Annotated in this window: 19 protein-coding genes; 7 read left to right on the plus strand and 12 right to left on the minus strand. The window is 62.6% G+C overall.

Annotated features, from left to right (window positions below):
* Positions 1-9 precede the first annotated feature (9 nt).
* Positions 10-2,394 carry a phosphoketolase family protein gene (locus tag BCY88_RS03565; RefSeq protein WP_120342909.1) on the minus strand — a complete coding sequence of 795 codons (2,385 nt, stop codon included), beginning with the start codon at positions 2,392-2,394 and terminating at the stop codon, positions 10-12.
* 473 nt (positions 2,395-2,867) lie between these two features.
* Here BCY88_RS03565 and BCY88_RS40210 point away from each other — a divergent pair, with 473 nt between their 5' ends.
* The gene (locus BCY88_RS40210; RefSeq protein WP_259461226.1) at positions 2,868-2,993 is read left to right on the plus strand and encodes a hypothetical protein; all 126 of its coding nucleotides are present in this window, start codon (positions 2,868-2,870) and stop codon (positions 2,991-2,993) included.
* 123 nt (positions 2,994-3,116) lie between these two features.
* Here BCY88_RS40210 and BCY88_RS03570 read toward each other — a convergent pair whose 3' ends face one another.
* The 4 genes from BCY88_RS03570 to BCY88_RS03585 all read right to left on the minus strand — a co-directional run bounded on the left by BCY88_RS03570 (position 3,117) and on the right by BCY88_RS03585 (position 7,121).
* Positions 3,117-3,821 carry an HAD family hydrolase gene (locus tag BCY88_RS03570; protein WP_120342910.1) on the minus strand — a complete coding sequence of 235 codons (705 nt, stop codon included), beginning with the start codon at positions 3,819-3,821 and terminating at the stop codon, positions 3,117-3,119.
* Between the two features lie 15 nt (positions 3,822-3,836).
* Positions 3,837-4,874 (minus strand): phosphogluconate dehydrogenase (NAD(+)-dependent, decarboxylating), encoded by a 1,038-nt coding sequence (gnd, locus tag BCY88_RS03575; protein WP_120342911.1) that lies wholly within the window; start codon positions 4,872-4,874, stop codon positions 3,837-3,839.
* Positions 4,875-5,303: 429 nt separating this feature from the next.
* Entirely contained in the window at positions 5,304-6,626 is a 1,323-nt protein-coding gene (locus BCY88_RS03580) for a sugar efflux transporter (RefSeq protein WP_120342912.1), read from the minus strand.
* Positions 6,627-6,803: 177 nt separating this feature from the next.
* Positions 6,804-7,121 carry a DUF2628 domain-containing protein gene (locus BCY88_RS03585; protein WP_120342913.1) on the minus strand — a complete coding sequence of 106 codons (318 nt, stop codon included), beginning with the start codon at positions 7,119-7,121 and terminating at the stop codon, positions 6,804-6,806.
* 198 nt (positions 7,122-7,319) lie between these two features.
* Here BCY88_RS03585 and BCY88_RS03590 point away from each other — a divergent pair, with 198 nt between their 5' ends.
* From BCY88_RS03590 to BCY88_RS03605, 4 genes are all read left to right on the plus strand, one after another.
* Entirely contained in the window at positions 7,320-7,736 is a 417-nt protein-coding gene (locus BCY88_RS03590; RefSeq protein WP_120342914.1) for a MarR family winged helix-turn-helix transcriptional regulator, read from the plus strand.
* A gap of 57 nt (positions 7,737-7,793) precedes the next feature.
* On the plus strand, positions 7,794-8,081 hold the full coding sequence (locus BCY88_RS03595; RefSeq protein ID WP_120342915.1) for a hypothetical protein: 288 nt from the start codon (positions 7,794-7,796) through the stop codon (positions 8,079-8,081).
* 225 nt (positions 8,082-8,306) lie between these two features.
* Positions 8,307-8,627 (plus strand): thioredoxin family protein, encoded by a 321-nt coding sequence (locus tag BCY88_RS03600; protein ID WP_120342916.1) that lies wholly within the window; start codon positions 8,307-8,309, stop codon positions 8,625-8,627.
* Positions 8,628-8,670: 43 nt separating this feature from the next.
* Positions 8,671-9,690, plus strand: a complete 1,020-nt coding sequence (locus BCY88_RS03605; protein WP_120342917.1) for a class I fructose-bisphosphate aldolase — start codon at positions 8,671-8,673, stop codon at positions 9,688-9,690.
* Between the two features lie 3 nt (positions 9,691-9,693).
* On the opposite strand, the gene BCY88_RS03610 is transcribed toward BCY88_RS03605, so the two are convergent.
* The 3 genes from BCY88_RS03610 to BCY88_RS03620 form a co-directional block, all read right to left on the minus strand.
* Positions 9,694-11,847 carry a hybrid sensor histidine kinase/response regulator gene (locus BCY88_RS03610; protein WP_183081269.1) on the minus strand — a complete coding sequence of 718 codons (2,154 nt, stop codon included), beginning with the start codon at positions 11,845-11,847 and terminating at the stop codon, positions 9,694-9,696.
* 70 nt (positions 11,848-11,917) lie between these two features.
* Entirely contained in the window at positions 11,918-14,191 is a 2,274-nt protein-coding gene (glgX, locus tag BCY88_RS03615; protein ID WP_259461227.1) for a glycogen debranching protein GlgX, read from the minus strand.
* A gap of 102 nt (positions 14,192-14,293) precedes the next feature.
* Positions 14,294-14,752: a response regulator gene (locus BCY88_RS03620; RefSeq protein WP_183081265.1), complete on the minus strand. Its 459-nt coding sequence runs from the start codon at positions 14,750-14,752 to the stop codon at positions 14,294-14,296.
* A gap of 467 nt (positions 14,753-15,219) precedes the next feature.
* Between BCY88_RS03620 and BCY88_RS03625 the strand changes: the two genes are divergently transcribed.
* On the plus strand, positions 15,220-17,541 hold the full coding sequence (locus tag BCY88_RS03625; protein ID WP_120342920.1) for a hybrid sensor histidine kinase/response regulator: 2,322 nt from the start codon (positions 15,220-15,222) through the stop codon (positions 17,539-17,541).
* Positions 17,542-17,635: 94 nt separating this feature from the next.
* Positions 17,636-18,772: a cell division protein ZapE gene (zapE, locus tag BCY88_RS03630; protein WP_120342921.1), complete on the plus strand. Its 1,137-nt coding sequence runs from the start codon at positions 17,636-17,638 to the stop codon at positions 18,770-18,772.
* 42 nt (positions 18,773-18,814) lie between these two features.
* Here the strand turns inward: zapE and tkt are convergent, their stop codons facing one another.
* From tkt to BCY88_RS03650, 4 genes are all read right to left on the minus strand, one after another.
* The gene (tkt, locus tag BCY88_RS03635; RefSeq protein WP_120342922.1) at positions 18,815-20,899 is read right to left on the minus strand and encodes a transketolase; all 2,085 of its coding nucleotides are present in this window, start codon (positions 20,897-20,899) and stop codon (positions 18,815-18,817) included.
* Between the two features lie 285 nt (positions 20,900-21,184).
* Positions 21,185-22,480 (minus strand): cytochrome c, encoded by a 1,296-nt coding sequence (locus BCY88_RS03640; protein WP_120342923.1) that lies wholly within the window; start codon positions 22,478-22,480, stop codon positions 21,185-21,187.
* A 2-nt stretch (positions 22,481-22,482) separates the two neighbouring features.
* Positions 22,483-24,105 carry a GMC family oxidoreductase gene (locus BCY88_RS03645; RefSeq protein WP_120342924.1) on the minus strand — a complete coding sequence of 541 codons (1,623 nt, stop codon included), beginning with the start codon at positions 24,103-24,105 and terminating at the stop codon, positions 22,483-22,485.
* Between the two features lie 3 nt (positions 24,106-24,108).
* The gene (locus tag BCY88_RS03650; RefSeq protein ID WP_120342925.1) at positions 24,109-24,558 is read right to left on the minus strand and encodes a sugar dehydrogenase complex small subunit; all 450 of its coding nucleotides are present in this window, start codon (positions 24,556-24,558) and stop codon (positions 24,109-24,111) included.
* Positions 24,559-24,589 lie beyond the last annotated feature (31 nt).

A 24,589-nucleotide genomic window follows, 5' to 3' on the forward strand; every position in this document is an offset into this window, starting at 1 on the left:
CAGCCTCGCTCAACCTTTCCACGTCCAGTTGCGGATCTCTTCCTTATCGATACCCTCGGTATGCGCATACGCCAGATGCTCGATGATCTGCCCACGCAGCCATTCCTTCGCGTGATCGCCGACGCCGCGCAAAGCCGGCACGCGATCGATCACGTCGATCGCCAGCGAGAACCGGTCGACCTGGTTGATGATCGCCAGTTCGAGCGGCGTGTTGATGTTGCCTTTCTCGCGATAGCCGTGCACGTGCAGATTGTCGTGATTGGTCCGGCTGTACGTGAGCTTGTGCACCAGCGACGGATACGAATGGAAGTTGAAAATCACCGGTTTGCCGGTGGTGAACAATGAATCGAAATCGCGGCTCGACAGGCCATGCGGATGCGCATGATCGGGCATCAGGCGGAACAGATCGACCACGTTGACGAAGCGGATTTTCAGGTTCGGGAAGTGCTCCTTCAGAATCTGCACGGCGGCGAGCGCTTCCATGGTTGCGATGTCTCCCGCGCAGGCCATCACCACGTCCGGTTCGACGCCCTGATCCGTCGACGCCCAATCCCAGATGCCGATGCCCTTGGTGCAATGCGTAACCGCCGATTCCATGTCGAGATACTGCAAATGCGGTTGCTTGTCGGCAACGATCACATTGACGTAATCGCGTGAACGCAAGCAGTGGTCGGCGACGCTCAGCAGACAATTCGCGTCCGGCGGCAGATAGATACGCACCACGTCCGGGCTTTTGTTGGTCACGACGTCGAGAAAGCCCGGGTCCTGGTGCGTAAAACCGTTGTGATCCTGGCGCCATACCAGCGAGGTGATCAACAGGTTGATCGACGGCACCGGTTGCCGCCAGCCGAGATCGCACTTCGCTTTCTCCAGCCACTTGGCATGCTGGTTGAACATCGAATCGATCACATGGACGAACGCTTCATAGGTGGCGAGCAGTCCGTGCCGCCCGGTCAGCACGTAACCCTCGAACCAGCCTTCGAGCGTATGCTCGCTGAGCATTTCCATCACGCGGCCATCCACCGCGAGTTCGCCGCCGTCGGCGTCGCTGGCCAGCGTTTGCGCCAGCCAGGTCTTCTCCGAGGCCTGATAGATGGCCGTCAACTTGTTGCTGGCGGTTTCGTCGGGGCCGAAGACGCGGAAGTTCGTCATGTTGTTGCGCATCACGTCGCGCAGCAGCGTGCCGAGCACCTCTGTCGGCGATGTGTACGAGCCGGCGGGCTTTTTCACCGCCACCGCATAGTCGCGAAATGGCGGGATGTCGAGCGTTTTGCACAGCAAGCCGCCGTTCGCATGCGGATTGGCGCTGATGCGGCGCGTGCCTTCAGGGGCGAGTTCGCGCAGTTCCTCGACCAGACGCCCTGCTTCGTCGAATAACGATTCCGGCTCATAACTGCGCAGCCAGTTCTCGACGAGCTTCAGGCTCTTGCTGTTGGTGACCGGATCGAGCACCGGCACCTGGTGCGCGCGCCACGAGCCTTCCACTTGATGACCGTCGACCTCCTTCGGTCCGGTCCAGCCTTTCGGCGAACGCAGCACGATCATCGGCCAGCGCGGCCGCGTTGCGTCGTTGGACTCGCGCGCATGCTGCTGGATCGCGCGGATTTCGCCGACGCATTGTTCGAGCGTCGCGGCCATCTGCTGATGCATGGTGTCCGGATCGTCGCCTTCGACGAAATATGGCTTGTGGCCGTAGCCGGTCAGCAAGGCTTCGAGTTCTTCACGGGGAATTCGCGCGAGGATCGTCGGGTTGGCGATCTTGTAGCCGTTCAGATGCAGAACCGGCAGCACCGCGCCATCGCGAATCGGGTTGAGAAACTTGTTCGAGTGCCACGAGGTGGCCAGCGGCCCGGTTTCCGCCTCGCCGTCACCGATCATCACGGCGACGATCAGGTCGGGGTTGTCGAACGCGGCGCCGTAGCCGTGCGACAGGCTATAGCCGAGTTCGCCGCCCTCATGAATCGAACCGGGCGTTTCGGGCGTGCAATGCGAACCGATGCCGCCAGGAAACGAGAACTGCCGGAAGAAGCGCCGCATGCCGGCTTCGTCTTCGCTGCGGTCAGGATAGATTTCCGAGTAGTGGCCCTCGAGGTAGCAGTGGGCCAGCGTGGCGGGCGCGCCGTGGCCAGGGCCTGCCAGATAGATCACGTTCAGATCGAGCTTCCTGATCAGCCGGTTCAGATGTACCAGCAGAAAGCTCTGCCCCGGATCGGAACCCCAATGGCCCAGCAGACGGTTCTTGATGTGTTCGGGTTTGAGCGGTTCGCGCAGTAGCGGGTTGTCGCGCAGGTAGATCATGCCGGCGCTGAGGTAGTTGCAGGCGCGCCAGTAGCGGTCCATCTTGCGCAGCGTATCGGAATCTAGTGTTGTCGGACGGGCGGTTGCTTCGGCCATGGCGTCACTCCTTGAAAAGGACTGTCAGGCAGGTTAGCGGGTGCTGCGGCGTTGTGCGTGACACGGCCAGTGGAGAAAAACCTGTAACGCCGGACGCTCTGTCATGCGTTGACATAACACAGGCGTAGCGGCAGAGATCCGTTGCCTGAGGCTTTCGGGACATGGCCGGGAATCGTCAGGGGTGTGACAGGAAGCGCGCGTCATGGTTCGACGCGATTGTCCCAAGCTTGATCTTGCGACGGGTGTGCGTCGCTTTCGTGTCGGCGCGCGCGGTTAGCCTCATGTGCCCGATTGGCCGCCGTGTCTGGCGGGCGTGGGGCTGTTTGGCCGCTGGCGCGGCGCAGGCAGCCGGTCTTGCGCTAGACTTTAAGCGCACATTAAGTGAAGGCGTTTAAGCTCCTGATGCTAAATGCGCTACGGCGAACCGCATCTGGTGCGTCCTGTCCTGCTCGCCCCTCATCCAAACGGCCACCATGTCGACACCCAGCCGCCTCAAAACGCCTCTGATTCTTGTTCTCTCGCTCGTGCTGTTGTGCGCCGGCGTGGCCGTTCTGGTCGGCGTGTTCGGCTTGCTGGTCAAGCTGTTCGGTCATGGCTAGCGCGCACTCAATCGTTGCTCGCAGCACAAAATACCTACCCTGACCGATTTCACGGCGCTGCCGCCATGCTGCGCCGTCAAGATCGAAAAATGTGCCGTTGAAGGGCAAAAACGCGCAGAAAACCTACGCACCCCCTGCCGTTCCGCTGCTCAGCAACATATCGATGTCGATATCGGCCAGCTCCCCAATTCTCTCGATCGTCACATCCGCGGGAGGATTGCTGGAGATCTCTTTCGGATCGAAAGCATAATGCCCCTGGCGAGGAAAAACCGTCGTTAGCCTTTCCCCCCACGCCTTCTTCATGGCCGTCAGGATCCGTAGCTTGTCGTCCACCATCACGTACTGCCGGGCGGGATAACATTCCATCACCTGATCGAGCATCTGCTCCTTATGGATATAGATCAGAACCCGTCCCTCGACCTCTTCCCATAAGCCCGAACGGGCAATCTTGCGCGGCTGGAACACCACGTCGCCGTCGGACAGGATCACCGCCGGACCGCGCTTTGAAACGTGCCTGATCGCATCCAGCGCCCCCGGGTACAGCCGGTTTGCAAACGGATAGTCGATCAGAAACGACGACATCAGCAACAGCCGCGTGTCCCGTGGATGCTCCTGCCGATAGCGCTGCAAGGCTCCAAGATAATCGGCATAGCCCAGCTCGGCGCGCAAATCTTCAAAAATTTCCCAGTACCGCACGCTGTTCTGCTCGCCGAACGCCTGCATCATGTGCGCGCGCAAATCCGCCAGCACATGATCGTTGTCCAGCAAGGTGTTATCGCAGTCGAACAGAAACACGACATCGTGAGGCGTGGTGTTAGTGGTTTCCATTGCGGCTCCCGTGAATTAGCGTCTGGTCCCGTCGGCCGGCGTGGCCGCTTTTTCGACGTGGCCGCCGAAATCGTGCCGCATGGCCGACAACACCCGGTTCGCAAAATCCGCCTCGCCGCGCGAGCTGAAACGCGCGAACAGCGCCGCGCTCAGCACCGGCGTCGGCACGCCTTCATCGATCGCCGCCGCCACGGTCCAGCGCCCCTCGCCCGAATCCGATACGCGTCCTGCGTAGCTTTGCAGATCGGCGTCGCTGACGAGCGATCCGGCTATCAGGTCCAGCAGCCATGAACCGATCACGCTGCCGCGCCGCCATACCTCGGTGACCTCGGCAAGATTCAGCTCGTACTGGTAAAGCTCGGGACGGCGCAGCGGCGATGTTTCGGCATCGACCTCACGCGCGTGTTTGCCGGCGTCGGCATGGCGCAGAATGTTCAGGCCTTCGGCATAGGCGGCCATCATGCCGTATTCGATGCCGTTATGAACCATCTTCACAAAATGCCCCGCGCCCTGCGGACCGCAATGCAGGAAACCCTGATCGGCCGTGCCGGCGCCGGCTGTACGGCCCGGCGTGGCGGGCGCTGCGCCCGCACCCGGGGCGAGCGTCGAGAAAATGGGTTCAAGCCGCTTCACGACTTCGGCCTCGCCGCCGATCATCAGGCAATAGCCGCGCTCACGTCCCGCGACGCCGCCGCTGGTGCCGACATCGACATAGTGGAGCTGGCGCTTCGCCAGGTCGGCGCCGCGGCGAATGTCGTCGTGGTAATAGGAGTTGCCGCCGTCGATCACGATGTCGCCAGGTTCGAGCAAGGGCACGAGCTTATCGAGCGTCTGGTCGACCACCGCGGCGGGCACCATCAGCCACACCGCGCGCGGTTTTTGCAGTTGCGCGACCAGGTCTTCGAGCGAGGTTGCACCCGCAATGCCCTCCTGCTTCAGCTTGTCCACCGCGGCCGGCTGCACATCGTAAGCGATGCATTGCTGAGCGCCCTTCGTCAGGCGGCGCACCATGTCAGCGCCCATGCGTCCCAATCCAATCATGCCTAGCTGCATATCTCGCTCCGTAAAGTGTCTCGTTGCGCGTTTCAGTCTGGTTCGGCGTGCTGGGGTCTTGCCGCGCGTTTCATCCGCGGCAAGCGGCTCTTTTCACTGTACTCACTGTAGTTGCGTTTTACGTGATCCGACGGACACACGGTAGCAGCCTTGGATCGTCCGCGCAGTGAATCGGGCATCCCGCGTGCGTGAAACGACGATACGCTTCTTTGCAGAGGTTTTGCGCAGCCTGAAGTTCCGGAAGTGCGACGATAAGTGCCGTAGTCGCGATGCCGGCTTCGATTTAGCCAACTACCCTCTTACACTTTCATTGGGCGCCAAGGCGGGATGTTCTCGCGACCGCCGCCGTGGCGCACTGGACTACCTTGGGGCGAGGCGGCGCGTGTCTGACATGTCGGCGCGCGAGCCGGGAGCGGCGAGCCGGGAACCTTAACGCCGCCGTTCCTGAATCTTTCTGACCTGCGTGCGCGCAAAGCGCTGCACCGCGCGCCACATTTGCGGATAGCGATAACCCGGCACGGCGAACAGCACCAACGCGCAGAGCGCCAGCAAACCGCAGAACAGGAACGTGCCGCGATAGCTGAACGCCTCCACCAGCAAACCGGACAACACGCCGGAGAGAATCGAGCCGACCCGCGCCGCATTGAAGAACAATGCGGTCGCGCGTCCGGGTGACTGCGGCATCAGGTCCTGCACATAGGTCATGCCGAGGCACGAGGTCACCGCGACGACGAACGCGTTGAGTATCTGCATCGGGATCAGCACGTGGACGTTGCCCGCCAGCGACATCGCAATGAAATACACGGCGTGAACCGCCGCGCAGGCGGCCAGCCAGTTGGGCTTGTGCAACGACGACGACTTCGCGCCGAGCGCGAGCATCATCGGTATCTCCATCAGGGCGCCGAGCCCGAGCATGACCGACACGTCGAGATGCGTGCCGTCCAGACCGCGCACGATGTAAAGCGGCAGCACGATCATCGTCGCGTTCGCGGCAAGGCCGAGCAAGGTGAGCGCGGCCACGGCACGGCGAATGTCGTTCGGCGAGGCGACGCCCGGCAGATCTTCGTGCGCGTCTTCGCCGGGCGCGGTCAGCGGCGGCACCGTGATCGAGGCCGACGGTTCCGAGGCGGTGTCTTCCACGGTGTGATCGCCCAGATGGCCCTGCGGCTCGCGCATACGCCAGACAATGCTCGCGCAGGCCGCGAAACTGGCCGCCGCGAACAGGAAGAGCCCGTAGAAGCCGGCGCCCGCGAGCACCAGCGCGCCCACCGAAGGGCCGAACACCCACGCCGCCGACAGGATGGTCCGCAAGGTCGCGCTGGCGAAGGCGCGCTCCGCGGCGTTGGCTACCGGCAGCGCCGCGCGGCTGAACGAAAAGACCAGCGACATGGCCGAACCGCCCGCGCCGATAAAAACAATGCCGACCACCAGCAACAGCCGGTAGTCACGCACCACGCATAAGCACAGATAACCCAGCGTCGTGGCCACGAGCGCTGCCAGCAACAGTGGCCGGTGCCGCCCGCTCGCATCGCTCCAGCGGCCGGCGAAGGTGCTGGCGAGCACCCCGCTGGCGGCGATCAGCGTCATGAAAATGCCGAGCTTGAGCGGCGTCATGCCGGCGCGTTCCACGCCGAATAGCGACAGATAGGGAGCGGTGAACGACATCGCCACACCGAGCATGAGGGTGGCGGCGGCCAGCGGCTTGAAGCCAGAGATGTGCAGCAGGTCGAAAAAGCGGGAGGTTTTCAACACAAGTGGCGGTGGGTCAGGGAAAACGAGTTCGCGGCGCACAATGCAAAGCGCTGACTTCGTGGCCGGAACAACCGGGGCATTATCGGCCTGGCTTGCGGGAACGTAAACCTGCGCCCCTGCATCCCATATTTGGGTTGCGCACTCGCCGTTGCGGAAAAACCGCCGCCGTGAACGCTGCTACTTATTCTCGCCGGTCGGCGGCATGACGACGTAGCCGCGCTTTTCGAGCGTCCAGCGGTGCCACTGATTGCCGTAGATGCCACATGCAACGCCGAACAGCACGGACAGCACCAGTCCGATCGTGCCGATCGTTTCGCCCCATAAGCCCGTGAGAAACAGGATCGTGCTGACCCCCAGCATGACGAACGTAGCAAACCACATTCTCTTCGACATGGCCCAGACAAAGCCCAGCAACAACGCGCCCCAACTGAAGCCGGTGGCAACCGAGACGACGTCGTCCTTGCCGGGGCGCTGCAGGTAGATCCTTTCTGCCATGTCCTTTCCTGAATGCAATGATGACGCTAGAGCGAATCATGACGTTTAACATGTCGCACTGGCAAGCGTAAGCGTTTGTGTGAAATTTGCGCGATGCCCCGGCCACGAGCGGCCCTCAACCTGACTCGACTGACGAAACCGATACCTCCCGTCAAATTTTAGTTGCCTTGCTAATCATATTGCGTTTCAATAGCAGCCATGTTCGATCATTGCCTTTACTTCAATTCCTCCGCGCTGTCGCGGCTTGTCGAGCGCGAATGGGGGCTCGTGTACAGCGAATTCGGGCTGACGCCGCCGCAGGGTTTCGTGCTGCGCGTCGTGCTGGCCACGCCTGGTTGTCTGAGCAGCCAGGTCGCGGATCTGCTGGGCATTGCCCGCCCCACGGCGACGCGGCTGATCGATAACCTGAGCGACAAGGGGCTGGTGGAGCGCCGTCAGGGCGAAACCGACGGTCGCGAATGGCGGGTGTACGCCACCCGGGCGGGTAAGGCACTCGATCGACCCATTAACGAAGCCAGTGCGCAAATTGCAAAGAATCTGCGCGCCAAACTCGGCCCGGAGTTGTTCGAGACCGCCGTGACGTCTATGCATAACGTACGCAAAGCGCTTGGATAAGGCGCTTTTTTTTAATCAAATAGTTGTCTTGCTAACCATGTATCGGGAGAGAATCGAATGAACCATCTGGCGAGTCAGAGCAGCGCGGCAGCCCGTAAAGGCGTGGGAAGCGAGTCTGGCGGCACGCGGCTTTCGGCGCACTGGATTTTCGGCGCCACGTTCGGCGTGTCGCTTTGCATCTTGCTGGGTATCGCGATCGTTTGCGCACCCGCCGCGGTGCGCAGCAATACCGAGCGCTGCCTGCAAGCGCTGGCTGACGAGCAGCATGTGAGCGTCGAAGATTTTTTTCAGAACCCCGCCAAACAGGATGCTTTGGCTGTGGCCGCCGAGCAATGCGCGCGATGACAGGTCTGCCGTGCCCTGCGTCCGGATTGAAACTGGCACTGGCACCGGAACCGGAACCGGGGCCGTGGGCTTACGGATCGATAAAAAGCCGCCCAGCGCGGGAAAGCACCCGCTGCCCGCGCCACTGACGATCCCGGCCATAGCTGATACTCTTTACCCAATCCACACGCAGCCGCGCGCAAGCGCAAATCGCTGCGTGCGAAGGTAAAAAGCATCGGAGCATTCATGGCAAGCCCAACACCCTATTCCTCCCACGCCCCTTCCCGCGCCGAGGTCGATGCCCTGCCCGGCGCCACCGTCATAGAATTCGGCACGAACTGGTGCGGTTTCTGCCAGGGCGCGCAGGCATCGATTGCCAAAGCCTTCGAACCCCATGCCGGCATCCGGCATCTCAAGGTGGAAGATGGCCCGGGCCGGCCGCTTGGGCGTTCCTTCCAGGTCAAACTCTGGCCCACGCTGGTCTTCATGCGCGATGGCGCCGAGGTCGCACGTATCGTGCGTCCGACGAAAGCGACGGATATAGCCGCGGCTTTCGCTTCGCTCTGATGCAAGATTTCATCCGCAATCCGGATTCAAGGGAGCACACCTCATGGACACCCGTAGCGAGCTGCAAGCCACCGTCAATGCGATGGTCCAACCCGGTAAAGGTCTTCTCGCCGCCGACGAAAGCGGCCCGACCATCGCCAAACGGTTCAAGACCATCGGTCTTGAATCCAGCGAGGAAAACCGTCGCGCCTACCGCAATCTGCTGCTCACTACGCCAGGTCTCGGCGCATTCATCAGCGGCGTGATTCTTTACGAAGAAACGCTCGGACAAAAGGCGGACGACGGCACGCCGTTTCCACAACTCGCCGCCAGCAACGGCATCGTGCCCGGCATCAAGGTGGACCTCGGCAAGATTCCGCTCGCGCTTGCCCCTGGTGACGAAATCACCGAAGGTCTCGACGGCCTCGCGAAGCGTTTCGTCGACTACAAGCGGCAAGGCGCGCGCTTCGCGAAATGGCGCGCGGTCTACAACATCACGGCGAGCTTGCCGAGCCGCCTCGCCATCGAAGCGAACGCCGATTCCCTCGCGCGCTATGCGGCGATCTCACAGGAAGCGGGTATTGTGCCGATCGTCGAGCCAGAAGTGCTGATGGACGGCGATCACACCATCGGACGCAGCGCGCAAGTGACTGAGGCTGTGTTGCACGAAGTCTTTAACGCACTGCATCGGCACCACGTGGTGCTCGAACATATTCTGCTGAAACCGAGCATGGTGCTGGCGGGCGCGGAACATGCGCAGCAATCGTCGGTGGCGGAGATCGCCGCGCATACCGTGCGGGTACTCAAGCGCACGGTGCCGTCGGCGGTGCCGGGGCTCGTGTTCCTGTCCGGCGGCCAGACGCCGGAAGAGGCAACCGCCAATCTCGACGCCATGAATCGCCTCGGGCCGCTGCCGTGGAATCTGAGCTTCTCGTATGGCCGCGCGTTGCAGGAACCGCCGCTGCAGGCATGGCGAGGTCAGGCAGGCAACGTGAAGGAGGCACAGGCGGCATTGCTCAAGCGCGCCCGTTTGAACAGCGCGGCGGCGCTCGGCAAGTACGACGCAGCGCAGGAAAAAGGCTAGGTCTTACGGTTCGCACACCACCAGGGCGTGCAGCTCGTCGATATTGAAGGGTTTGGCGAGTATCGCCACGCCGAGCCGGCGAGCCCGTTCGAGCTCGTCGGCGTAGCCTGTCATCAGCGCGATTTTCTGCGCAGGCCACGCGCTGCGCACCTTCTCGGCCAGATCGATGCCGTTGAGCCTGCCCGGCATCTGGATGTCGGACAGCACGAGTTCGAATCTCGCGCCACCGGTCAGCAGATCGAGCGCCTGATCGGCGGTCGGTTCGTGCCGCACCTCGCAGCCAAAGGTTTCCAGCACGGCGGCGACGCCCGCCGCCACGTCTTCGTTGTCTTCCACCAGCAGCACAACGCCCTTTGACGCCAGCACTGGCTGCTGCGCCGTTTCCACGTCCGGCACCAACGCCTTTTGCCGCTCGCGATAGCGCGGCAAGTACAGTCTGACCGTGGTGCCGCGGCCCTGCACGCTGTCGATTTTTGCCGTGCCGCCCGCCTGTTCACACATCGCGAGAACCTGGGCGAGGCCGAGACCGGTGCCCGAGCCGCGCAGCTTGGTGGTGAAGAGCGGCTCGAACGCACGACGGGCGACGGTTTCGGGCATGCCCTCGCCGTCGTCGGAACAGGTGATCAGCACATATTCGCCGTCGGGCAGCAAGGTATCGCTACTTACGAGGCGGTTATTCTGGCAACGGATCACGAAGCGCCCACCGCGTGGCATCGCGTCGCGCGCGTTGACCGCCAGATTCATGATCGCGAATTCGAGGTCGGTGGGATCGGCCAGCACCTGCCAGATGTTGTCGACCATGTTCAGCGCAAACTCGATGTTGTCGCCGAGCGACGCGTCGATCAGCGGCGCGGCGTTCGGCAGCCACGTGGCGAGGTCGACCGGTTGCTGCTTGAGCGGCTGCTTCTTCGCCACGCTCAGGAGTTGCCGCGTCAGCGATTCCGCGGTGGCGGTGGCGCGCTCGATGGCTTGCACCTCTTTTTCCAGGCCGTCGTAGCGCTTCAAACGCGCAAGTTCGGTGTTGGCCGAGACCACCATCAGCAGATTGTTGAAGTCGTGCGCGACATTGGCGACCAGATTGCCGAGTGCGCCCATCCGCTGTAATTGCCGGGTCGACGCCTCCGCGGAAAGGCGCATGGCCACCTCGCCTTGCCAGCGTTCCCACGCGCGGCGCTCGCCGGCAAGCTGGCGCAACGAGAAAAACACCAGCAGCCAGATCGCCACGCAAGGCACAGCCGTGATCGCCACGACCGCCATGAAGTGCTGGCGCCATGCGGTGGCGATTGCAGCCGTCGCATAGGCGCTCATCACATAGAGCGGATAATCGCCGACCCGGCGAAACGCCAGCAGCCGTTCGACGCCGTCGACTGAAGAAGTCAGACGAATGTGACCGAATAGCTGCTTGTCACGCAACGCCGCGGTAAACGCGCTGTGCTGGCTCGGCTTGGCGCCGCTCGGCCACGCCGGATAACGCACCATCAGGTTGCCGTCCTGGCGGTACAGCCCTAAGGAGAGCGAGGGATCGCCATTCGTCAGATCATGGTAGAAGCGCAAAAAGTACTCGGTGCGCAGCGCCACGGAAACCACGCCGAGGAATTGCCCGTTCTCGCCTGAGCGTCCAATCGAGGTGTTGAACACATTGGTCTGCGACAACGGCCCGAACATGGGCAGGGAAAAATAGGGTTGCGGCCGTATTGCCTTGGCGGTCGCGAAGTCGTCGCGCTGACGCGTCGACAAGGCCGGGGCCGGATAAGCGCGGCTCGACACCAGCAAATCGCCGTTCGCGCCGAGCAGGTAGATCGACGCGACCTGCGGAAAATCGCCGCCGATTTGCCGCAAACGGTCGTGCAAGGCGGCTTCCTGCGGGCGAATCCGCGCATCGTCGTCATTGCCGAGCAGATCGACGATGCGCGAGGCCATCTGCTGGTTGAGGTCCATCACCTTGACGGCCTGTTCCTCGGCCACGCGCGCGAGCCGGTCGATCATGTCGTTCGAATCGGCAATCCGGCGCTCGTAGTCGAAATACCCATAACCCGCGAGGCAGATCAGCGGAAACACGATCGACACCGCGAGCACGATCAGAAGCACGCGCCGCGTCGCCGCGAAATTGCGCGACGGCATGGGGAAGTCAACTGCGGCACGCTCCGCACGTTGCACGGTCACGCTCTCCATGAAAGTTGAATACAGGCCGGGGGGCAGTGCACAACGCCGCCACGTTGTTCGTGCGCTATTTCCTTTCCCCGGAATTTACCGCACTTCCGCCGTTCGCCATAGGGTGCCGGGTGGTGAAAGCGGCAGGGTTTTCGCTTTCGTCGCTGGTGAGCTGCTCCTCCAGGCGATCGAACACGCGTTGGGTCGCACGGCTCGGCGCGTCAAGTGCGAACAGCAGCAATGAGCGGCTGGTTACCTGATAGGCATCGCCGGCGCTGAATTGCGGCAACTCGGGGCGCACCGGCATGTTCGTATCCAGCAGACAGGTCCACTGATCGCCCTCGGGAATATCCGGCAGTGTGAAATTGACCACGTCGTGATGCGCATTGAGCACCAGCAGCAAGGTCGCGTCGGACGCGGGGCGCCGAATGCCGCTCGCCTGCGCGCGTCCGTCGATCACGAGGCCGAAGCAGCGCATCGACGGGTCGTCCCACTGTTCCTGCGAAAGATCGGTGCCGTCGGGCGAAAGCCAGCGCGCGTCGGTTACCTCGAGCGCCGCATTGAATTCGCCGGTGAGAAAGCGCCCGCGGCGCAGTACCGGCAGACGATGCCGCAAGGTGGTCAGATTCTTGACGAACTCGGTCAGCGCGCGGCCATCGTCGTCGATGCCGTCCCAATCGACCCAACTGATCTCGTTGTCCTGGCAATACGCATTGTTATTGCCCTGTTGCGTGCGGCCAAATTCGTCGCCGGCAAGAATCATCGGCGTGCCTTGCGAGAGCAGCAGCGTCGCCAGCAGATTGCGCTTCTGGCGTTCGCGCTGCTGACGGATATCCGGGTCGTCGGTCGCGCCTTCGGCACCCATGTTCCATGACTTGTTGTCCGAGTGCCCGTCCTGGTTGTCCTCGCCGTTGGCCTCGTTGTGCTTGTCGTTGTACGAGACCAGATCGTTGAGCGTGAAACCGTCGTGTGCGCTGATGAAGTTGACGCTCGCCCAGGGGCGCCGCCCGCGATGATTGAACTTGTCGCCCGAACCGGTCAGACGGGTCGCGAGATCGGCCACCTTGCCCTCGTCGCCCTTCCAGTATTCGCGCACCGTGTCGCGGAAACGGTCGTTCCATTCGGCCCAGCCGGGTGGAAAACCGCCCACCTGATAGCCACCGGGACCGCAGTCCCACGGCTCGGCGACCAGCCGCACGCTCGAGAGCACCGGGTCCTGGCGGCAGCTGTCGAGAAATCCGCCGCCTTCGTCGAAACCGTGCGGTTCACGGCCGAGTATCGTCGCGAGATCGAAACGGAAGCCGTCCACTTTCATCTCCGTCACCCAGTAGCGCAGGCTGTCCGTCACCATTTGCAGCACGCGCGGATGGGACAGATTGAGCGTGTTGCCCGTACCGGTGTCGTTGATGTAGTAGCGCGGTTCGTCGGGCATCAGCCGATAGTAGGAGGCGTTGTCGATGCCTTTGAAGGAAATCGTCGGGCCGCGCTCGTTGCCTTCGGCGGTGTGGTTGTAGACCACGTCGAGAATGACTTCGAGGTTGGCGCTATGAAAGCGGTCCACCATTTCCTTGAACTCGCCGACCGGATCGCTCGACGACGCGAAATAGCGCGGGTCGGCCGCGAAGAAGCCGATCGTGTTGTAGCCCCAGTAGTTGGTAAGGCCCTGGTCGAGCAGATAACTGTCGTTGACGAAGGTCTGAACCGGCAACAATTCGACCGATGTGACCCCGAGCCCCTTGATGTAATCGAGCACGGCCTGCTGGCCTAGCCCCGCGAAGGTGCCGCGCAAATTTTCCGGTACGCCGGGATGACGCTTTGTAAAACCGCGCACATGGGTCTCATAGAAGATTGCGCGTTCCCAGGGCAGCGCATTGCGTTCCGGATGACTCCACGAAAAGTTGGCGTCGACCACCTTGCACTTCGGCACGAAGGGGGCACTGTCGCGCTCGTCGAATGACAGGTCGCCCTCTTCCGAGTCGAGCGTATAGCCAAAGATTTCCGGCGCCCACTTCAGCTCGCCGATATGCGCCTTGGCATAGGGATCGAGTAAGAGTTTGTTCGGATTGAAACGGTGTCCATTTTCCGGTTCGTAAGGACCGTGGACCCGATAACCATACACCGCGCCCGGTTTCAGATTCGGCACGAATACGTGCCAAACCTCGTCGGTGTATTCCGGCAGTTCGATGCGTTCGATTTCCGTCTCGCCGGTTTCGTCGAACAGACACAGTTCGACCCGGCTGGCATGCGCTGAAAACAGCGCGAAGTTGACGCCGCTTCCGTTCCACGTCGCGCCGAGCGGGAAAGGTGTGCCTTCCGCGATGCGCGTCGAGTAGCTGGCATGGGGTGACATAGGGATTCCTGTGGAAGCTGAGAGTGCCGCGCATGTATTTGACATGTGCAAGCTTGTTGCTTCAGCAAATTCCGGACCCAGACGCCGTGTTTGGCATAAATTTTACGGCGGCCCGACGGCATGCAGCGCGGCGGCCGATTCGAGCACGCGCAAGAGGCGCTCCGGCGTCAGGGGTTTGGCGCAATGCGCGTCGAAACCCGCGGCTTTGGCACGTGCCCGGTCCGCGCGCGAAGCAAAAGCCGTACAGGCCACCAGCAGCATGTCCGCAGTCAAGGGATCGGCGCGCAGGCGGCGCGCCAGCTCGAAACCATCGAGCCCCGGCATCTTGATGTCGAGCAGAACGGCGAACGGCTGCCATTCGCAGGCCAGCTCACAAACCGCGAACGGATCTTCGAGCGCGCGGCACTCGAAACCGTCGGCACTCAGCAGCATCTGCAATGCTTCGGCCGCTTCCCGGTAATCGTCGACCACGAGCACGCGGCGGTTTGAAGCCATCGCATACGGGATGGGCCGCCAAACCACGACGTCATCGTTCTCGTCCATTCTGTTGTCGAACGTCACCTTATTCTCCCTGGTCTCCGCCACCACGCGCTACCTCGTCACCATAGCTCACCGGGCGAACTGCCGCTTCCTGATTTATGCTGTCTTGACTCGCCCCGATACATCGTGCGCAAGCGCGGGTTATTGCGTTGAAACGGGGATGAAACGCACTTCCGGCGTGGATGCCACGCTGGTTCCGTGCATTGCGCATAGCTTCACGTTGACTTCGGCATCATTATCCCGCTGTATACGGATGGATATAGTCCCAGCGAGTTGGGGAAAACACTCAAACTTCGGTAACATTCCTCATTCATGCAGGGCCGGACGTGTTCGTCGCTTCCCCCAGCAGGCCACAGGATTCGACGATGAGCTTCAGCAAATACAACAACATAAAGATTTGCGCTAGCGGCAAACGAACCATGGTGCTGAAGCGAGGCTTCAGCGATCCGTGCGTGCGCCGCGACCTCGCGCCGCTGAGTCCGTAAACGATGCAGAGCACATACCGTCCGTTACCGTCCTCCGATGCCCTCTTCGAGCATGCCGCCTGCGGCCTGCTCGTGACTACCCCCGACGGTTGGATCCTGCGCGTCAACACGACTTTCTGCGCATCGCTCGGCTATCGCGCGGCCGAGCTCGCCGAAGCGAAGCATATTCAGGATCTGCTGACAACCGAAGGTAAGGTGTTCTATCGGACGCACTGGTCGCCGCTGCTGGAGAGGCAAGGTTCGGTAGCCGAGGTGAAACTGAACCTGATGCACCGCGACGGTCACGTCGTGCCGATGCTGCTCAACGCAGTGAGCCGCTGTCACGGCGAAAGCCGTTACCTCGAAGTGGCGGCGCTGATCGTGGCCGATCGTCATAAGTACGAGCAGGAGCTGCTGCTTGCGCGCCGCAACGCGGAGGCCTCCGTCGCCGCGCACCAACGCGCGCAGAAAGCCTTGCAGGAAAGCCGTGACGTGTTGAGTCTCGCCATGCGCGGGGCGCGCATGGGCGCGTGGTCGCATGAGCCGAAGTCAGGCAAATTCTGGTGGAGCCGCGAACTGGAGGCGCTCGCGGGCTACGCCGAGGGACGTTTTGCGAGAATGCCCGGAGGCTTTTTCGACCTCATTCATCCCGGCGACCTCATTGCGCTCAACGAGGCGGTCGACCATGCGGTGGCAAGCGGCGACGACTACGTCGCCGAGTTCCGCTTCCTGCATGCCAGCGGCGACTGGTGCTGGATGGAAAGCCGCGGCCGCGCCACATACAGCCCCGAGGGGGAACCGCTGACGATTTACGGCCTCGGCACCGACATCACCGAACGCAAGGACGCGCAGACAGTGTTGCTGCGCCAGGCGGCAATTTTCGAACATCTGAGCGACGCGATCGTCATTACCGATCTGCGCGGCAACATCACCGATTTCAACGCGGGCGGCGAGCGCATGCTGGGTTATCGGATGCGCGAAATTCTCGGCAAGCCGATCGCGATGTTCAATCCGCCGGAAGACGCATTGCGCATTCGCCGCGAGGCGCTTGCCGGGCTCGCCGCCGAGGGCACATGGCGCAGCGAGCTGATTTTCGTGCGGCGCGACGGCACACACGGTGTCTGCGAAACAGTGGTGAAACCGCTGGCGAACGCGCGTGGCGACGTCTACGGCGCGGTCAGCGTGAGCCGCGACATCACCGGGCGCAGGCGTGCCGAACAGCAATTGCAGCGTCTTAATCTGGAACTCTCGAAGGCGGACCGCCGCAAGGACGAATTTCTCGCCACGCTCGCGCATGAGCTGCGCAATCCGCTCGCGCCCATGCGCAACGTGCTCGAGATCCTGCGTCTGAAGGACTTCGCCGACCCGCAGCTGAGCTGGTCGCGCGATGTGTTCGACCGGCAGTTGCAACACATGACGCATCTGGTCGACGACCTGCTGGAAGTGTCGCGCATTACGCAAGGCAAGCTCGAATTGCGCAAGCAGCGGCTCGAACTCGCGCGTGCGATGCAGGCCGCCATGGAAGCGGCGCGATCCACCGTGCAGGCGTCGGCGCATCATCTGAGCGTGACGCTGCCGCGCGAGGCGCTGTACCTCGACGCCGACCCCACGCGCCTGTCGCAGATGATCCTCAACCTGCTGAACAACGCCGCCAAATACACGCCGCCGGGCGGCAACATTTCGCTTGCCGCGTCGCGCGAAGGCGATGAAGCCGTGATCGTGGTGCGCGACTCGGGTATCGGCATTCCGCGCGAGCATCTGGACACGGTGTTCGAAATGTTCTCGCAACTCGCCCCGGCGCTGGATCGCTCACAAGGCGGGCTCGGCATCGGTCTTGCGCTGGTGCGCGGCCTCGCCGAACTGCACGGCGGCACGGTGGCCGCTTTCAGCAGCGGTCCGGGCAGCGGCAGTGAGTTTGTGATCCGCCTGCCCTTGTCGAAAGCGATTCCGGAGCCGTCGAATAGCGCGCCGTTCGAGCTGCCGCACTCGGCGGGCTTGCGCGTGGTGATCGTCGACGACAATGCCGACGCGGCCGATAGCCTCGCCATGGTGCTCGAACTCGAAGGCCACGAGGTGCGTACCGCCGGCGACGGTATCGCCGGGCTGCAAGTGATTGGCGAATTCGCGCCGCATGCGGTGATACTCGATATCGGCTTGCCGCGCCTGAACGGTTATGAAGTGGCGCGCCGCATCCGCAGCGACTATCACGACGCCGGCATGCTGCTGATCGCCGTCACCGGTTGGGGCCAGCAGCAGGACAAGCAGTCCGCCGAAGCGGCCGGCTTCGACCATCATTTCACCAAGCCGGTCGATCCGCGCGAATTGCAGCGCGTGTTGAGACGTTGACCCGAGACGTTGACCCGAGACGCCGGCTCGAAAGACGCCGGCTCGGCTACGGACAGAACAAGCAAGCAAAAACAGCAGACAAAAACCGCAACCTATGCTCGATGAAACTCAGGTAGTTAGTGCCCTCGCCGTGCGCGAGATCGTTCCCGATGCAACTCAGCGTGCTGCCATTGCGGCGCTCGTCACGCTGCTGGGTACTAACGGTGTTAGCGGTGTTAGCGGTGCTAACGGCACCAACGGCCGCCGCACGAAATCCGGCCCCGCGCATGCGCATCAGGGCGTTTATTGCCACGGCCTGCCTGGCCGCGGAAAGAGCCTGGTGGTCGATACGGTGTTTGAGCTCGCGAGCTGCCGCAAGCGGCGCGTGCATTTTCACGAGTTTCTGCGCGAGATGAACCGGCGTCTGGTGAACGCGCCACGCGGCGACGATCGGCTGGGCTCGGTTTCGAAGCAATGGCTCGACGGCATGGAACTGCTGTGCTTCGACGAATTTCATGTGCACGATATCGCCGATGCGTTTCTGATGGGCCGTTTTCTCGACACCGCGATCGGCCAGGGCACGCGCATCGTGCTGACCTCCAATTACGCACCGGACGCCCTGCTGTCCGACCCGGAGTTTCACGAGCGTTTTCTGCCGACGATCGAACAGATCAAACGTTGCTTCACCGTGATTCACTTCGACGGCGCACGCGACTATCGTTTCGGCGGCGAAGAAGCGGCGTGTCCGCATTTCTTTGCGCCGCTCGACGCAGCAACGCGCGACGCGTTGCTGGCAATTTTCGTACGCTATGAAGGCAACGAGACGCTGGAGCCTGCCACCGTGAGCGCGGCAGGCCGGCCGCTCGTGGCACGTGCCGCGGGCGCGGCCCTGCTATGGGCGGACTTCGAGAACCTGTGCGTGGCGAGCCGTTCGCACCTCGATTACCTGGATCTGACCGAGCAATGGCATGGCCTGATTCTCGATCATGTGCACACCGAATGGCTTGCCAAAGCCCATACGCTGCAACGGCTCATATGGCTCGTCGACATCTTTTACGACCGCAAATGCGCGCTGTTCATCGCCTCCGATCAACCGGTCGAGGCGGCGCTCAGCGGACTCGAAGGCGCGCACGATCTGTCGAGAACCCTCAGCAGGCTCGCCGAAATGCAATCGCATGGTTATCGCAACAGGCTCGACGGGACGGCCGGCAGCGTGGCGATTGCAGCAACCGCAACGCAGACGCCCGCCTGACCCTGGCCGCGCCAGGCCACGCGAACGTCTGCCAGGCACACGCTACTTCTTGGCACTCGTGCCCTGCACTCTTGCAATCTGCTGCTTCGCCGCGTCATACACGTGCTCGGCGGTGAAGCCAAACTTCTTCTTCAGATCGGCGAACGGCGCGGAGGCGCCGAACGTATGCATCACCACCAGCGCGCCGAGCCGCCCAACATAGCGGTCCCAGCCGAGCGCCGCCGCCTGCTCGACCGCGACGCGCGCCTCCACGTCGGCCGGCAGTACGGCGTCCTGATACGCCGCGTCCTGACGTTCGAAAATATCCCACGACGGCATTGAGACCACGCGCGCTGCGATCCCTTCGCTTTTCAGTTTCTCGTAGACGTCGACACAGAGCGACAATTCGCTGCCCGTGGCCAGCAGGATCACCGCGGGCTTCTGCCCGTCAGGCGCATCGGCAAGCACATAAGCGCCCTTCTGCACCCCTTTGGCCGACGCATAGCGCGTGCGGTCCAGGGTCGGCAACGCCTGACGCGACACGACGATGCACGACGGCCGCAGCGGATCCGACATCGCCACGCGCCAGGACTCGGCGACTTCGTTCGCGTCGCCCGGCCGCAGCACGGTCAGCCCCGGCACGCCGCGCAGCGACGCCAGTTGCTCGATCGGCTGATGAGTCGGACCATCCTCGCCCACGCCGATCGAATCATGCGTGAACACATAGATGGCCGGCACTTCCATGATCGCGGACAGGCGGATCGACGGCTTCATGTAGTCGCTGAAAATCAGGAAGGTCGAACCGAATGGCCGCAAATTCGAAAGCGCCAGACCATTCACCGCCGCACCCATGCCATGCTCGCGAATCCCGAAGTGCAGATTGCAGCCGCCATAGTTGCCGGGTTCGAAGCTGCCCGCGCCCTCGAATTTCAGATTGGTCTTGGTGGACGGCGCGAGATCGGCCGCCCCGCCGATCATCCAGGGCACGCGCGCGGCAATCGCATTGAGCACCTTGCCCGACGAATCGCGCGAGGCGAGACCCTTCGGGTCGGCGTCGAAGGTGGGGATATCGCTGTCCCAGCCCGCGGGCAATTCATGCGCTGCCATCTGCGTGAACTGGCGGGCGAGGTCCGGGTATTTCGTGTTGTACGCGTCGAACTTCGTCTGCCAGGCCTCGCGCGCCGCCTTGCCGCGCGCACCGATGCCCTGCGCGAAACGTTCGTGCACGCCGTCCGGCACGTAGAAGAACTTGTCCTCGGGCCAGCCATAGAACTTCTTGGTCAGCGCCACTTCTTCGACGCCGAGCGCCTCGCCATGCGCGGCGGACGTGTCCTGCTTGTGCGGCGCGCCCCAGCCGATAATGCTGTGGACCACGATCAGCGTGGGCCGGTCCGTGATGCTTTTCGCTTCGACAAACGCGGCTTCCAGCGCCGCTGCGTCGTTCGCGTCGTTCACACGCAGGGTGTGCCAGTTATAGCCGCGAAAACGGCTTTCCACATCGTCGCTATAGGCGAGGTCCGTGTGGCCTTCGATCGTCACGCGATTGCTGTCGTAAATCCAGATCAGATTCGACAGTTGCAGATGTCCCGCGAGCGACGCCGCTTCATGCGAGATGCCTTCCATCAGGTCGCCGTCGCCGCATATCGTGTAGACGCGGTAATCGAACAACGGCGCGTCCGGCTTGTTGAAGTGGCTTTCGTACCAGCGCGCCGCCATGGCCATGCCGACGCTATTGCCGAGCCCCTGGCCGAGTGGCCCGGTGGTCGTTTCCACGCCGGTGGTCATGCGGTACTCGGGGTGGCCCGGCGTTTTGCTGCCGAGCTGGCGGAAATGTTCGATGTCGTCGAGCGACACGGCGGGCGAGCCGGTAAGTTTGCCGTGCTCGTCCACGGCCTTCACGTTCGCCAGATGCAGTAGCGAGTACAACAGCATCGACGCATGCCCCGCCGAGAGCACGAAGCGGTCCCGGTTCGGCCACAGCGGCTCGTCCGGATCATAGCGAAGATGGTTTTGCCACAGATGATAGGCGACTGGCGCCAGTGCCATCGGCGTACCGGGGTGACCGGAATTGGCCTTTTGCACAGCGTCCATCGATAGCGTGCGTATCGTGTTGATGCACAACTGATCGAGGGCGGGATCGTTTTGCATGGGGACACTCCTTGTTCGGCGGTTGGGAACTTCGCCGGGACGCCATGCATCGGCCGTGCCCGGCGAACCGTATTCGCGCGGAAGAACGTGGAAAAGATGGCATGAGGACCGCAAGGCCTACCGATGATGCGCCGATGCGCGAGAAACTGCACGGCGCGTTACATCCGGTGTCATGTTGTACCGATGATTGGCCGCAGCCCTTTCAGTCGGCTTGCGGCCCCGCTGGTGGTCTCACTGCCTCACTGCCTCACAACCTCACGGCCCCGTGCGCCGGCACGAGACGCCTCAGCGCAGCTTCGCAACGTCCTTATCGCTCACCCGTGTCGCAGCCGGATTGCCGAACTGCGTCGTCACGTAGTTGGCCAGCGCGGCGACCTGCGCGTCGTTCAACTGCGTGGCGAAGGCCGGCATGCCGACGTCGTTGCCCGCGGTTTTGCGCTGTACGCCGTGCAGGATCACCTGCACGAGGTTGCCCGGATTGGCCGCGCCCACCGTCGAGTTGTGCAGCAGCGGTGGATAGTAGCCATCCGGTGTGCCCTTGCCTTGCGCCTGGTGACACGTCGCGCAATTGCCGAGGTACAGGCGCGCCGGATCGAGCGTGCCGTCGTTGAGTGCAATGCCGCGCAAACGCGTGACGTCGGTCGCAGGTTTGCCCCATGTGCTGCGCGGCTGCGAACTGTTGCCGTTGACTGCCGGCACCGTGCGCACATAAGTGGCGATGGCGTCGATATCCGCGTCGCTCATCTTCGAGAAGCTATGCTCGACCGCTTCGCCCATCGGGCCAGCCGCTTGCGCGAGGCCCGGCACGCTGCCGGTTTGCAGATATTGCACGAGCTGTGCGTGGCTCCAGCCGCCTATGCCGCTATTCGCCGACGACGTGATGTTGTAGCCCTCCCAGCCCGCCAGCACCGAGCCGCCGAGGAAACCGCCGCCGGTTTCGTCGAGCGCCTTCTCCTGCATCGCGAAGCCGCGCGGCGTGTGGCAGGTGCTGCAATGCGCGAGGCCTTGCACGAGATACGCACCGCGATTCCAGGCCACGCTCTGATCCGGTTTGACTTCGTACGGGCCGTTCTTCAGGAACAGCCAGTTCCATACGGTCAGCGGCCAGCGCATGTTGAGCGGCCACGCAATGTCGCTTTCGCGCGTGGCCTCGTTCACCGGCGCCACGCCATAACGGAAGTACGCATACAAGGCCTTCACGTCGTCGTCGCTCACCTTCGCGTAGGACACGTAGGGCATGGCCGGGTACAGATTGTGGCCGTCCTTCGAGACGCCCTTGCGCACCGCGCGATCGAAGTCCGCGAGCGTCCATGTGCCGATGCCCGTTTGCGGGTCCGGCGTGATGTTGCTCGAGTAGATCGTGCCGAGCATCGGCACTTTCAGCGGCAGACCGCCGGCATACGGCTTGCCTTTGGCGGTGCTATGGCAGGCCATGCAATCGCCCGCTGTGGCGAGATATTCACCGCGTTTGATCAACGCGGTGTCGCTGCCGCTCACCGGACTCGCGGAATCGTCGGCCTGCGCCAATGCGGGCCAGGTCAACGCACCGGCCAGCAGCCAGAAAAAGGTCTTTTTCAGCACGTTCAAACTTCCTTCTTCAACTGGTCGGCCATGCGCAGTGCCAGCGCGGCAATAGTCAGCGTCACGTTGACGGTGCCGACTGTCGGCATCGTCGCGCTGCTCGAGATAAACAGGTTCGGATGATCGAAGCTCCGGCAATGCTTGTCGACCACCGAATCGCGCGGGTCGCTGCCCATGATCGTCGCGCCCGTGATGTGGTTGTTTGGCGCGAACTCGTCCTGATACTCGATCTCCGTGCCGCCCAGCACTTTCGCCGCGTTCGTGTAGACCTCTTTCGTATGCACTGCGCCGCGTTTCACGTAATCGTCGATTGCGTAGGTAATCTCCGGGCGCGGGATGCCGATCGCGTCGACCTCTGTTTTGCTCGGCACGATGCGGTTTTGCGGCTGCGGCAAAATTTCGTGGAAGCAGTCGAACTCGACAAAACGCGCCGAGCGGTCGCGAATCTGCGCGTCCAGTTCGGCTGGCTTGATCAGCTTGCCCTGTTTGAAAATCTTCTGCGCTTCCTGATCGATGCGTGACAGGTTCGACAAATGGATTTTCTTGGCGGCCTCGTTCGCACGGAACGCGCCGTCGCGAAAGCCGATCAGCGAAGTCATTTCCTGCGGACCGCGGCCGGGCCAGAGTTTTTCGTCCGCATAGAACGTGATGCCCGTGCCCGGATGGTCCATCAGATTGCGGCCCACCATGTCCGAGCTATTGCCCACGCCGTTCGGGAAATCGTGGCTGGTGGACATCAACATGATCTTCGGCGTTTCGATGCCGTTCGCGGCAAGCACGAAATACTTGCCTTCCACGCGATGCTCGTTGCCCTGCGGGTCTTTGTACAGCGCGGCGGTAATGCGCTTGTTCGCCCCCACCTCGAGCTTGTAGACGACTGCGTTGACAATCAGCTTCGCGCCGGCCTGCTCGGCCTTTTCGACGTGCACGATGCCGTTGTACATCGCACCGATCGGGCAGATCGGCATGCAGTTGTTGTTGCCGCAACAGGTCGGGCGGCCGTCGTAAGGACGGCTGTTACGCGCAACCGGCTCAGTCACGACGTGATAATTCGAGTCGAATGCATTGAGCTTGCTCTTGATGGTCTGCTCGTTATACGAGAGCGGCAACGGCGCCATCGGATACGGCTGGCTGCGCGGCGAACCGAGTTCTTCGTCCGTCGGGCCCCACACGCCGAGTTCCTCTTCGGCACGCTGGTAGTACGGCTCCAGTTCTTCATACTCCATCGGCCAGTCGCGGCCCACGCCATAGGTGGTCTTCATGCGGAAGTCGTTCGGCATGAAGCGCCATGCGGACGCGGCCCAATGCCATGTCGTGCCGCCTACCGCACGGATGTACTGCGAGTTGAATTTGTGCTCGCCCTTCAGGATCAGGTAGTTGTTCGGCGGACCGTATTCCGGATGCGGCGCCCATGCAGTCGACGGATACGGCGCGGAATTATCCGACTTGTCGAACTGATTGCGAAAGCGCTCCACGATCTCCCAGCGCGGCATGCGCGGCCCCGCTTCGAGCAGGATCACAGACTTGCCCGCCAGCGCCAGTTGATGCGCGACGATCGCACCCGCGACGCCCGACCCAACGACCACGATATCGGCTTGTTCAGCCTGGTTTTGTGCATCGGCCATGGCTCAGGCTTGCCTTTCGATGGGTTTGGCGGCCCAGAAACCGGGCTTGTTGGGGCAGTACGAGCGGATGATCAAGGTGTCGGACACCACGTCGTACATCAGCGCCTGTTCGTACGTGATGACCTGATCGTCCACCGTGCCGAGATACCAGGCTTCCATGATCTTCAGCGCGAACGCCTGTTGTGCGGCGTCGGCGGAACCGGCGCTGAGCGCACCGGCCAGCTTCGGCAACTGCTGCGCGAGATCGGGCGTGGACTTCTGCAGCGCGGCCAGCAGGCGCGTGCCCACGTCGCGATCGAGCGTGGGCCGGGCCGTCAACGATTGCGACAGCGTCATGAAGGCGTCGATGGGCGCGGCGGCCGAGTCGTCGGCCAGTGCCTTGAGCGTGAGCGAGCCGGTCAGGCCGGCTGCTGTCAACGCAAGCGCGCCCTGCAGCCAGCGGCGGCGCGTCATCGTGGACGGTTCGTCGCTCGCGGCGAGCTCG

This window comes from Paraburkholderia fungorum, from assembly GCF_003610895.1.
GTDB classification, from domain to species: domain Bacteria; phylum Pseudomonadota; class Gammaproteobacteria; order Burkholderiales; family Burkholderiaceae; genus Paraburkholderia; species Paraburkholderia fungorum_B.